Origin of the sequence: Vibrio sp. NC2, from assembly GCF_025195005.1 — a bacterium.
GTDB lineage: Bacteria > Pseudomonadota > Gammaproteobacteria > Enterobacterales > Vibrionaceae > Vibrio > Vibrio splendidus.
This window is the reverse complement of the sequence record NZ_JANVFC010000005.1, coordinates 1-12,502: the sequence shown is the minus strand read 5'-3', so window position 1 is coordinate 12,502 and position 12,502 is coordinate 1. Positions and strand designations below refer to the sequence as shown.

Annotated in this window: 9 protein-coding genes and 1 riboswitch; of the genes, 6 read left to right on the top strand and 3 right to left on the bottom strand. The window is 45.4% G+C overall.

The annotated features are described in order from the left end of the window. Together recC and NX845_RS08980 are read right to left on the bottom strand one after the other, a co-directional pair. Positions 1-3,477, bottom strand: a complete 3,477-nt coding sequence (recC, locus tag NX845_RS08985; protein ID WP_260256769.1) for an exodeoxyribonuclease V subunit gamma — start codon at positions 3,475-3,477, stop codon at positions 1-3. 127 nt (positions 3,478-3,604) lie between these two features. Then, positions 3,605-4,600, bottom strand: a complete 996-nt coding sequence (locus tag NX845_RS08980) for a TDT family transporter (RefSeq protein WP_260256768.1) — start codon at positions 4,598-4,600, stop codon at positions 3,605-3,607. Positions 4,601-4,761: 161 nt separating this feature from the next. Between NX845_RS08980 and NX845_RS08975 the strand changes: the two genes are divergently transcribed. From NX845_RS08975 to NX845_RS08955, 5 genes are all read left to right on the top strand, one after another. Beyond that, positions 4,762-5,658 carry a LysR family transcriptional regulator gene (locus tag NX845_RS08975; RefSeq protein ID WP_017110226.1) on the top strand — a complete coding sequence of 299 codons (897 nt, stop codon included), beginning with the start codon at positions 4,762-4,764 and terminating at the stop codon, positions 5,656-5,658. An 88-nt stretch (positions 5,659-5,746) separates the two neighbouring features. Then, positions 5,747-6,040 carry a YebG family protein gene (locus NX845_RS08970; protein WP_004735185.1) on the top strand — a complete coding sequence of 98 codons (294 nt, stop codon included), beginning with the start codon at positions 5,747-5,749 and terminating at the stop codon, positions 6,038-6,040. Between the two features lie 155 nt (positions 6,041-6,195). Next, a riboswitch (Fluoride riboswitch) is annotated at positions 6,196-6,280 on the top strand. Between the two features lie 194 nt (positions 6,281-6,474). Next, positions 6,475-7,167 carry an iron-sulfur cluster assembly scaffold protein gene (locus tag NX845_RS08965; protein WP_102491984.1) on the top strand — a complete coding sequence of 231 codons (693 nt, stop codon included), beginning with the start codon at positions 6,475-6,477 and terminating at the stop codon, positions 7,165-7,167. 24 nt (positions 7,168-7,191) lie between these two features. Next, a complete protein-coding gene (locus NX845_RS08960; RefSeq protein ID WP_102491985.1) occupies positions 7,192-8,181 on the top strand; it encodes a GGGtGRT protein in 990 nt (329 codons plus the stop codon). Between the two features lie 228 nt (positions 8,182-8,409). Beyond that, complete coding sequence (locus NX845_RS08955) at positions 8,410-9,051, top strand: MarC family protein (protein ID WP_017079911.1); 642 nt, start codon at positions 8,410-8,412, stop codon at positions 9,049-9,051. Between the two features lie 84 nt (positions 9,052-9,135). Here the strand turns inward: NX845_RS08955 and ushA are convergent, their stop codons facing one another. After that, complete coding sequence (gene ushA / locus NX845_RS08950; RefSeq protein WP_260256767.1) at positions 9,136-10,836, bottom strand: bifunctional UDP-sugar hydrolase/5'-nucleotidase UshA; 1,701 nt, start codon at positions 10,834-10,836, stop codon at positions 9,136-9,138. A 505-nt stretch (positions 10,837-11,341) separates the two neighbouring features. On the opposite strand from ushA, the gene dapD reads away from it, so the two are divergent. Next, a complete protein-coding gene (gene dapD / locus NX845_RS08945; RefSeq protein ID WP_108091795.1) occupies positions 11,342-12,373 on the top strand; it encodes a 2,3,4,5-tetrahydropyridine-2,6-dicarboxylate N-succinyltransferase in 1,032 nt (343 codons plus the stop codon). Positions 12,374-12,502 lie beyond the last annotated feature (129 nt).

Sequence of the window (12,502 nt, the reverse complement as noted above, 5' to 3'; positions counted from 1 at the left end):
TTACTCCTGATCTTCCAGATCGGCAGCAGCCAACCTTGCCGACTGCAGCACAAGCGTTGAATACATCCGTGACTCAGTAGCCAATTCATCACCCCACTTAGGCCAGATTCGAGAGATGTAAGTATCTCTACCCTCGCCCGTGAAGGCGAAGCTGTCATTAAAGGTATCGGCCATTTTCTTGAGTGACTTTTCTTCGTCATCGACCCACTTACCACGGCTAAAGCCAGCCTCAACGCCAGCCAATGCGGTTTTCGGAAAATAAGGCAATGGCGCTGTCATGCCTTGGTAAAACAGTCGCACTAACTCAGCTAATATACTCTTCGCTTGCTGTGCATCGCCGATAGGCTGTAGCGTTTGGTGAACCACGCCCTCTTTTCTGTCATAGCCAATAATATGGGTCGTTTTTCCGTGCCCCATAACAGCGCAGGATAGATGATCAATCCACGCTGCCAAGTAATCTTGAGAGCGTATTTTGCCGCTTCGGAAACGCACTAGACCTGATTGATAGTTTTGAGTTAACCAACCCATCAAGCGAACAGGTTTACCTTCGCCTAACACGTCAAACTCGATATTCACTTCGAGATCTTGCTGCGGCGAACCACTCACAAATCGAATCTCTTTGGCTAAGTCTTCCGCTTGAACACGGTTGGTTTCAAATTCGATATCCCCGAAAGCGCCGACCGGTAATCGGCCCTGTGCTTTTTGCTCAGAGACAAACAATCGAACCGCTTCGTCTGCACCTTCAGGGTGGTCTAGCAGCACTTGCAGCAAAGCATCCTTAAGTTGGAAACTCTCTAAACCATTAAGTACAAATGGCTCATCGTCTTCCATCACAGGAAGTGGTGGCTCAAATACCACTTTTAGGCGGCGATTAAAGAAGTACTGCACTGGCAAACGCCAAAAACGCTGTAACTCAACCAAGTCGAGTTCTAACGGGTACGTCGCACCCAGCAAATAATCATCCAATGCACGATTGAATTCACCACTGCGTTCGCCAGAACGATTTGCCGCAGGTAGCCACTCTTTGGCGTAGCTCAATACATGGCTTGCGTCACCTTGAGTAAACGCAGCAGGGCTGAACGGTGTCATGGTGTGTTCAAAGCTGATCGCTTGAGTCAGGTTGACCCCAGAATCATCGCTTGGTAGCGCTTGGTCTTCGCTTAAACAGTAGTTCTGTTGGCAGTATTCTATCAACTCTGAAACGAGCACCGATGGCACTCGCTCGGTATTATCTTGAATCGAGCGGCCGACATAGCTGATGTACAAACACTCTTGTGCTGACAGCATTGCCTCCAAGAATAGGTAACGGTCATCATCACGACGAGAACGATCGCCAGGTCGTGTGCGTCCGTTCATCAAGTCAAAACCTTCTGGCGGCATTGAGCGAGGGTAAACACCATCATTCATGCCTAACAAACAGACGGTTTTGAACGGAATAGAACGCATCGGCATCAGGGTACAAAAGTTAACTTGGCCCGCTAAGAAACGCTGACTAATACGCGCACCAGATAACTTATTATTGAGGTACTGGTAGATAATGCTTGGCGACAACTCTTGCTCATACAAGGCGTCATCAAGCTGTTCATTTAATTGAGAAAGTGCATCACGAATCGACTTAAGCACCACCTCACCTTCCAGCTCAACCGCAAAGAAATCATCAATCATTTGCAGCAAGGTTTCACGCCACATATCGATTGATTGGGTTTCAGTTAGTCGTTGGCGGTAATGAGCGATACGGTCAATAAAGTGCGCTAACTTACCCGCAAGTTCGGCGTTAATACCCTGAACTTCGTTATAAGCGGCAATCGGAGAGTGTTCAGTTTCAAACAAGCCCGCAGAGTCCGACATCGCATAGCCCAACAACATACGCTGGATACCAAATAGCCAGGTATTTTGCTCGGTTGCAGGTAGGTCAAATTCTGTCGCCGTTGAAGCGTCAACACCCCAACGAATTCCCGCTTCTTCAACCCATTGCTTGGCTTGCTCGAATTGAAACTCATCAATACCAAAGCGCGCCATCATTGCAGGAATTTCTAATAGCTCTAGTAACTCAGACGCTAAACAACGCGTATTCGGTAGCGCGACCAGCTGCATGAAGGCAGTCAATATTGGGCTTTCTTGGTCTGCGGTTCTGTCAGAGATCGAGTAAGGGATATAACGCTCACCTGGAGCATTACCGAATACCGCCTGAATCGCTGGGCTATAAGCATTAATGTCAGACACCATCACGATGATATCACGTGGTTTCAGGGTCGGGTCGGCATCAAACATCGCCAACAGCTGATCATGAAGGACTTCAACCTCACGCATTGGGCTGTGACACGCATGTACGGTCAGAGAGCGATCGCCAAGCTCAACCACCTGTTTATGGTTGCTGGAATCTAATATGTGGTCGTCTTGATGCTCTTCTAGCTGGAGAATATCGGCTTGCAGCTGATGAAGTAGGCTGTCTCTCTCAACATCAATGAAAAACTCGTGCTCTTCACTATCAGATTGAGATAACAAGAACAGGTTATCTCTGCCTAATTTACCCATAGACGCCAGCAAACTATTACCGACAGCTTGGCTGGTGTGTAGTTCGTCTTCAACGTTTGCTTCAATGCCATCTTTCAGTGGTGATACTTCGCCTTCTAGTTGAGGTAAACCATCAACCAACGCAAACTGCTTACGACGCTGGGCTTCAACTCTTGCCAAGTATTTACGATCGCGAATATCGCCCCAGTAATGTTGGCAAGGATTGGTAAACATTAAGTGCACATCAATCTGTTCGCCAAGCGCTTTCAATGCATCCATGTAGCGAGGAGGCAACGAAGAAATACCAAACACAAATAAGCGTTTAGGCAGATGTTGCAGTTGACCTTGTTGCTTGGCTAGCGCTTCAATGAAGTCGTGATACAAGTTGCCACGGTGATATTTAGATTGGCCTTGAGACAGAGTTTGCTCATAGAGTGCTTGCCACAAAATCGGTTGCCAAGGGTGCTCTTGTTGTCCCTCATCATCGATAAGTTCTGCAACGGGCTCTCCCGCTTCCCACATCGCCATCCATTCAGGTCGATACACCAAGTAACCATCGAAGATATCGGCAATTTTTTCTGCCAATTGATACAACTTCGAATCATCTTCGTCGTTTTCAAGGTAGCGTTGTAGAGGTAAAAAATCAGGGTGGTCAAGCTTAGCGGGTAGCAAACTCATCAGCTTCCATGTCATCGCTTCCTTGTTAAAAGCACTGCGTTTAGGTACATCAGGAAGCACTTGGGTAAACATATCCCAAATGAACGTTGCTGGAAGTGGGAAATCGATATTTGCTGCTACGCCAAACTCTTTGGCGAGTTCCATCTTAAGCCATTGAGACATACCTGGGCTCTGAACCAAGATCTGCTCTTTTTCGAAAGGATTGGCTAAAGGATCACTTTTGATTAAGTGAACGAGAAGGATTTTTAAAGTATCAACTTTATTGGAATGGTAAACAGTAAACAAAGTGCACTCACGCTAATCTTGCCACAATATAAAGCCAGATTAGCATAAGTGCCGTGTTTGGATTAGGAATATAAGCTTATGAAATACTGAAAACTTAAGGTCCGTTTATCTTTTGAACTATTGCTTCTTACAATCTACTGCCTACCGCACTTAGAACACGGTGAGGTTTGTAATTCATGTAATAACGAACCGCCACATAACCCACCACAAACGTTGCCACAATCAATTCTAGATACGCTAGGTTGAAGACTTGATCCACATAGTGAGTTTCCACACCAACAGTTTGCATCCAAGCCGACAATTTGAATAGCGCCGTTGCACCAATCACGATTGGGAATGTAAACGCCGCATAGCCAGGGCTGAAAGGCAGACGAAGTAGTTTGAAAAACGCGATGTAGATAATAAACGTCATCAATACTGCAATGCCAAAGAGTAACCCAATGATCACTGGCGAAGGATTTGCCGTCACCGTTAGGTAGCCAGCTAAAGATAGACTTGCTGGTGCCGCCATAATCGCAATGGTTGGTTTTGCTGCGTCAGGCACTTCATGAGAGAAGATCAAACGGTAGATCATGAGCGGTAGCATTACGGCATAAACCAATAAACCAAAGACTAAAGTCGCGTGAGCAACAGGCTCTAAGATTGGGTTACCTGAAAAAGAAACGTCTGCCACGATAATACCGGTTGGTGGCACAAACCAACTTGGCACCATGTGGTGAATCTCAAAGTTTTTAGCTCTGTGGTATAAGAAGCTCACCAAGAACACGACATGTAACGCTACCGAAGCGAGCCACACAGCTTCTTGTAAGAATTGAGAGATTGGAGCCAACGAAGCAGACACCACCATACAACCCATCGCGAATGTGGGTACAACACTACCAACAACAGGGTGAGCAAGGTCTTCACGTAATAAGTGGCCGTGAATCAAAAATTTCACAGCTAAAACAAGAAGTAATACCGCCGCAATGCCAGCACTGATCCACTGCACCAAACCCGGTGTGTGTAAAGTACCTTGTGCGACTAAAACACCATCCCAACACCAGCCTAAGCTTGCAATTGCGAGTGCTAACCCTGCCATGGGTGTTGGAGCTCCTGTTAATCTATATTTAATACGTTGAATCATGTCAGCCTCTCTTAAACTTAATTCACTAAACTTGTGAACTCATCAGCTTGTTGAAGCCATAATACGCTTGCGCTTCGTTAAACAATATCCAATTATATATAACAAGTGTTCATTAATACTGAACGATACCTTTCCACCAGCAGCGTAAAACTAGGAACCTGATGGCTAATATTTCAATCAAACAACTCAAAGTGTTTGTCACCATTACCCAACATTCGACGCTTACCGCCGCATCGGAAGCACTGTTTTTGTCTAAGGCTGCTGTCAGCATGGCGCTGGGCGAAATGGAGAAACAATTGGGCCACTCTCTATTTGACCGGGTCAACAACCGATTAATTCTCAATCAAGAAGGACAAAAGCTACTTCCTTTGGCTGACGAGATTCTTCACAGAGCCGCAGGTATCGATGTCTTGTTCCGAGATGACCAACCATTAAGTGGCAATTTAAAGGTTGGCGCGAGTGACACGATTGGTAATCAGGTCGCACCGTTTATTCTGTCTGGCTTTCGCGAGCTAACTCAGCATCAAGATCAGAGCTTGTTCATTTCAAACAGTGCGCTGATCTGCCAAAAGTTGGTGGATTATGAACTGGATATCGCGTTAATTGAAGGAAAAACACTCCATCCGGAGTTGATCTCTAGCCAGTTCAGTAGCGATGAAATGTGTATTATCGTTAGTAATCAACACCCTCTCCTTTCTCAAGACAAAGTTGCATTGCAAGATTTAGAAGGCAGCCACTGGATATTGAGAGAGTCAGGCTCAGGAACTCGCGAGTTTTTCCTGCGTGCTGTCGCACCTCGTATTGAGCATTGGTATGAATCCTTTGAACTCAACACCACCGAGGCCATCATCAATTCGGTTTCTGCAGGGCTTGGGCTCGCTTGTTTATCAAGGTTAGCCGCACAACGAGCGATTGATTCCGGCCGAGTAAAAGCACTCGATGTCCCGCTCGACATGAAACGCCGATTCTGGATGCTGGTGCACAAAGACAAATATCAAAGCCCGCTGCTGAAATCTTTCATGGGTTATTGTGAAGACTGGGCTACACATCAAGATTGAGGCCGCATAGTTAGGTCATCAACTGGACTTTTCGCATCAGAAACTGTATAAAAAGCCAGTAAAATTTATCAAACTTAGAGGATTAACCATGGCTGTTATCGTCAAGTACGTGGTCGAACGCAACGGAGAAGAGAAAATGACTTTTACCTCTAAAGCCGAAGCTGACGCATACGACAAAATGCTGGATATGGCTGATGAGCTTTTTGAACTGTTAAGCAAAAGCGATTTAGTTGAAGATGAAGGCAAGCAAGAAGAACTTGCAATGTACCTAGCGAAGAATAAAGAAGAAGTTCTTTACGCACTAGGTGCTAAGCGCAAACCAGCTCCGAAAAAAGAAAAGAAACTTGAAGCTGTTGAAGACGCAGAAGAAGATGCAGCATAACTAGCTGATACCTTTCTAAAAAACGTCAATAATGCCTCTAATAAGAGTCCGTTATTGGCGTTTTTTTATACTTATTGAAATATAATGAAGCTTGTTTATAGTCGAAAACGCTCTAAACATTCGCTTGCACAAAAGTGTGATAAAGATCTAATCTATAGTCATCAGGTGATGGGGTTCCACCTAAGCTTTTGCTTCAACCGCCCGTTCTTTTCGAACAGTGCTAATGACTCCTACAGAATCGAAAACAGGTAATACTGTTGGATGTATCGCTATTCCTCCATTTTGAAATGGACTTAGTCTATCAAGACCGAGCTCCACTACACCTTTGGATTACCGATACTCAAGATCTGTAGTGAATTAGCCGCACCTCTTCCAACACGTCCTGTTTTCTCAACGCCCTAGGCCTTAACTGGCTCTAACAGTGAGAAAACATTATGCACTACTCTTCAGAAATTCAATCAATGTGCCCTATTCAAAGGGGTGATCTTCACACTTCAGCGCCAATTCCAGTTGAAGGCGCTATGGTTAGCCCAAAAGATGTCATCGCTATTTCTGGCTTAAGCCATGGCGTAGGCACTTGTGCACCACAACAAGGTGCTGCCAAACTAACGCTAAACGTAAAAAACGGCATCATCGAAGAAGCACTAATCGAAACGATTGGTTGTTCAGGCATGACTCAATCAGCCGCGATGGCAGCCGAAATTCTCACAGGAAGAACCATTCTTGAAGCTCTGAATACTGACTTGGTGTGTGACGCTATTAACGTAGCCATGCGCGAAATCTTTCTGCAATTTGTTTACGGTCGAACTCAATCCGCATTCTCTGAAGGCGGTCTAGAAATTGGCGCTGCATTAGAAGACTTAGGTCAAACACAGCGCAGCCAAGTAGGCACTAGCTACTCAACCGCAGCGAAAGGCGTTCGTTACCTAGAGCTTGCAGAGGGCTACGTGACCAAGCTAGCACTTGATGACCATAGCGAAGTGATTGGCTACGAATATCTCAACCTCGGCAAAATGATGAAGGCGATTAATCAAGGTATGTCAGCCAATGAAGCAGCAGACCTTGCAGTGGGAACCTACGGTCGCTTCGATGAAGCTGTAACCACCATTAACCCACGCCAACAATAATTTTTGCCAATTTAGAGGAAAGATATGATGAACACTCAATTTAATGAATCAGTAACTCGCGTATTGGCAGAAATGAACTTCGACTCTTTGGAGCAAGCGAACCAATACTGTCTGTCACACAATGTCGACCCAAAAGCGTTAGTGATGGATACCCAACCTATTGCTTTTGAAAGCGCTGCCGATGCTTATATCCTTGGTTCAGCACTAGCAATATTTCGCGAAGCCACCAGCGCTGAACAAGCTGCGAATATCATTGGTGAAGGCCTTCAAGCATTCACCAAACCCGGCAGTGTTGCAGAGCAACGCCAAGTGGGTATCGGCCACGGCGCATTGGCTGCGCGTCTTCTCAATGAAGAAAGCCACTGTTTTGCTTTCCTTGCGGGCCATGAATCTTTTGCTGCTGCAGAAGGTGCGATTAAAATCGCACTCAACGTCAACAAATCACGTCACAACCCATTGAAGGTAATACTCAATGGTCTAGGTAAAGATGCGGCTTACTTAATCTCTCGCATCAATGGTTTTACCTATGTTCGCACTCAATACGATTACCAAACCGGTGAACTTGTTGAAACAGAACGTCGCCGCTTCTCACAAGGCCCTCGCGGAGAGATCTTGTGTTACGGCGCTGATGATGTACGTGAAGGCGTAGCGATTATGCACAGAGAAGAAGTGGATGTAAGTATTACGGGTAACTCAACTAACCCAACGCGCTTCCAACACCCTGTTGCAGGTATCTACAAAGCAGAACGTACTCGCCAAGGTTTACCTTACTTCTCAGTTGCTTCAGGCGGCGGTACAGGTAGAACATTGCACCCAGATAACGTGGCAGCAGGCCCAGCGTCTTACGGCATGACAGATACCATGGGCAGAATGCACGCTGACGCTCAGTTCGCAGGTAGCTCTTCTGTCCCTGCTCACGTGGCAATGATGGGCTTCATAGGTATGGGTAACAACCCAATGGTCGGTGCGACGGTTGCATTGGCTGTGGCGGTGAGCGAATCTTTGAACGCATAACGACAAAATTGAGCGCCGCAATCTATCCATTGCTTGATTCCGTTAATTGAGAATCAAGCAATAACGGACGACCAAAACTCTACACCTATCACTAAAACCAAACAGCCAGCCTTATGCTGGCTGTTTTTTATTCACACTTGCTCTACTATCTATTTCTAATAATTATTTGTATCTAAGATTAAATACACAAACCATTCGTATTTAACTGCATCTTTTCAAAGGAATAATATGAAAGAGCTCATCATTCATACCATTACCGTGTTCATGGGCTTTTTTGCCATTATGAACCCTATAGCTAATACGCCAATCTTTCTTGGATTAACCGGCGACAATGACAGGGAAACGGTTAAATCTATCGCATTCCGATCGGTACTCATTGCCTTCGTCATCGTCAGTACTTTTGCGATCTCTGGCAAACTGATCTTTGACCTCTTCGGTATCACGCTATACGCACTGCGCATCACTGGCGGCATTCTGGTCTTTTTGATTGGCTTTCACATGCTGCAAGGTGATTCAACACACTCAAAAGCAAAAGAGAAAGTAAACTCAGATGCCCAGCGAGACGCAGCTCTAAGTATCGCCGTATCACCTTTAGCTATGCCAATACTGGCTGGCCCGGGCACCATTGCTACTGCGATGAACTTTGCCAGTACCGAGGGGATTTACGAGACCATCATTACCATCGTGGCATTTGGCCTCCTCTGCACCCTAACCTACGTATTGTTTGTGTTCGGCGAACGCTTCGTTAAAGCTGTCGGACCAAGCGCATTGAACGTGATAACCCGAATGATGGGTTTGATACTTGCCGTCATCGGTATGCAGATGCTGATTGAAGGGATAGAACAGGCTTACAAGGCTCTGTTTATTTAAGAGCAGAACGACGAAGTTCTGATACAAAAATAGCCAGCGATTTGCTGGCTATTTTCTTTATCGTTTTTGTTTACGGATTATAAATTAGTTCGCTGGACAGCCTTTCACGTCTACTCCATTACTCCTATAGATTAGCTTGTCAGCAGCAGGAGCGTAATTAGCAGCAGTGACATCCGGGTTCTTAACAAAGAAATCACGAAGAACGGAGGCATCCGTTAACTGCGTCGATTCAACATCAATCACTGGGTAGTCATCACCACCAGCCGCACTGAAACTGATCACGGAGAACGTGTAAGTATCTGCTAAATCAAAACCTTTGCCATTGATGTCTCGAATAGTCACATCACTCAAATCACAGTCGACAGTTAAGCTAATATTATCCAATTGTGCGTAAGCGCCAGATCCTGCCGTCTTAGTCGCAACAACGTCTAAATACGCTTTTACTTCCGCACCCGTCATGGTTGCTTTGGTTACAAAATTGCCAAAAGGTTGGACTGTAAGTACATCACGATAAGCAATGTCACCTGCCGCAATTGAGTCACGAACACCACCGGAATTCATCACACCGAAGTCAGCGTCCACTAAATCGTAAGTACGGTAAGCGTGACCTAATAAATGACCAAGGTTGGTTTGCTCTGCGCGTACAACATCACGGTCACCTTCAAGCTTCGCATCGGTTTTCGATATGATCACATCCAACAACTCTTGACCTTGTTGCTGATAGGCGGAAAGAGTAGCAATTACTGTTGAATTAGGTTCAATTTCAGATTGGATAAATTGGTAATCACCATTTTCATCTTTTTCTTTTAAGTTCACAGGTATCAAGTCGTACTTCGCTAAATGCAGCTTTCCGTCATAAAACTCAAAATCAGCTCTACCGACATACTTGCCCCACTCGTGAGCTTGCATGATATAGGTACCATTTTGTTGATCCGGCTTACAATCATCTCCTGGGTTGAAATCAGCATATTCGTTGCCTTCCATACAAACCGGATTTTGAGAGTGCCCGCCGATAATTGCATCTAGCTGACCTTCTTCCAGAGAGCGTGCTAGTAGCACATCACCAGGCGCTTCGCTGCCGTGTTGACCATTAGCGTAATGCCCCATATGAGTGGTAGCAAAAATCAGGTCAACCGTTTCATTGGCCTCGATCTCTTTTATGGCTTTTTTGATTTCGACTTGTGGGTCGGCAAAGTGAATCGTCGCGACATTGTCAGGGTTAACTAATTTCGCCGTATCCTTGGTTGTCAGGCCAATAACAGCAACTTTTAAGCCATTGATGGTGAATACTTTATATGGAGAGAAAAGGCGTTCATCAGTAACTGTGTCTCCATCTTTAATATAAATATTCGCAGCTAGCATCGGGAAGTCAGCTAATTCAGCCTGCATATCTAGCACATCTAAGCTGTTATCAAACTCATGATTACCTAATGCCATCGCATCGTAACCAAGAAGGTTCATACCAACAAAATCTGGTACCGCATCCTGCATATCAGACTCTGGAACACCAGTATTAATGTCACCACCGGACAGTAGGATCGTCTCACCACCGTTTTGAGTCACTTCCGCACGAATACTATCAATCAACGTTTTACGAGCCGCCATTCCATACTCACCCTTACTGTTTTCCCAGAAGCGACCATGGTTATCGTTAGTATGTAAAACCGTAAACTTGGTACAAGAGTCCGCAGTGTCACATGTCACCGTGATGTCATCATTATCCGAGCCACAACCAACCATCGCTACGCCGATAGAGAGCACCAGTAAAGACTTAGTAAAATTCATAGAAGATCCTTTATTAATCGTTTTAATGTCGTTATGGCAGGCAATATACTGACATCTTGCAGGGTTTTAGTGATCGTTCTCTTAATTACATGTCTGGAAAATTGAGTATTTACCCTAACTGTAGGCACAAGCGATTAATCAACAGAAGTCGAACAATTCTGATAATAAACATGAATTTATAAAGAAAGTGTGACTCACTCTATTGATACTGCTAACAAGAGGATGGGCTAAAGATAATTGTCAGGTGTGGAAATGAAATGGCACCGCACTACTTAAGTAAGCACGCCCATATTTAAGAGCGAGGTATAATATCCGGATAATGAAAACTATCTCTCAAAAGACAAGCAATATCATTTTACAGACTTTATCCCGATACGCCCTTTCATAACGAGGGCGCTCTCTTTATGATGAACGCAATTAAATTAACTTTGCTAACGGCAGCGCTTGTTATTCGAGTCGCTGTTATGGAATAGCAAAATCAAGACTCAACACATGGAGATTCAACATGGCTTACTTTTCACTAGCCTTCGGTACGGCAACCAAAAACCGCGACAATAAAATCATTGAAGCGTTCTTCCCTAATCCACTTCTAAACCCAAGCGACGCTCTTGTAGCAGCTGTAGCTGAAGTGTCAGGTTACGCTGAAGGCAACCAAGCTATCGAAATCTCTGCTGCACAAAGCGCAGAACTAGCGAAAGCATTCGCAGCAAACGACGATGCAGCAAACGCATCTTTCGCAGAAAAAGCAGCAGCATCTGAGCAACCACTTGTTCTTGTTGTTCTTGCGACTGACGAGAAGCCAGCATCAGTTGCTGAAGGCTTCCTAAAGCTACAACTTATCTCTAACCGCCTAGTACAACCACACGGTACGGTACTAGACGGCATCTTCGGTCTACTGCACAACATCGCATGGACAAACGAAGGCCCAATCGACCTTCCTGAGCTACCAGAGCGTCAAATCGAAGCTCGCCTTGCGGGTCGCGCTCTGTCTGTAGATTGCGTAGACAAGTTCCCTAAAATGGTGGATTACGTAGTACCAACAGGTATTCGTATTGCTGATACTTCTCGTGTTCGTCTTGGCGCACACGTAGGCGAAGGCACAACGGTAATGCACGAAGGTTTCATCAACTTCAATGCGGGTACTACTGGCGTGAGCATGGTTGAAGGTCGTATCTCTGCGGGTGTTGTTGTGGGTAACGGTTCAGACATCGGGGGCGGCGCTTCTATCATGGGTACTCTGTCTGGTGGCGGTACTATGGTTATCTCTATCGGCGAAAACTGCCTGCTAGGCGCAAACGCGGGTCTTGGCTTCCCAATGGGCGACCGTTGCACGGTTGAATCTGGTCTTTACGTGACTGCGGGTACTAAGGTTCGCATGCTAGATAAAGAAGGCAACGAAGTAGAAATAATTAAAGCCCGTGACCTTGCTGGCGTTTCTGACCTTCTATTCCGTCGTAACTCGATTACTGGCCAAATTGAATGTCTTGCGAACAAGTCTGCTGTTGAACTGAACAGTGAGCTACACAGCAACAACTAATCTATGCTCTAGATGCTAGATGCTAGAAAATACGAAGCCGCTGGGGTTAAATTGAAGTGACCCCGTAAAGTTGGACATTTCTGTTAAGCGGCTTTCAAGGCCTGAGTTCGATATTCTATCGGAGTCAGG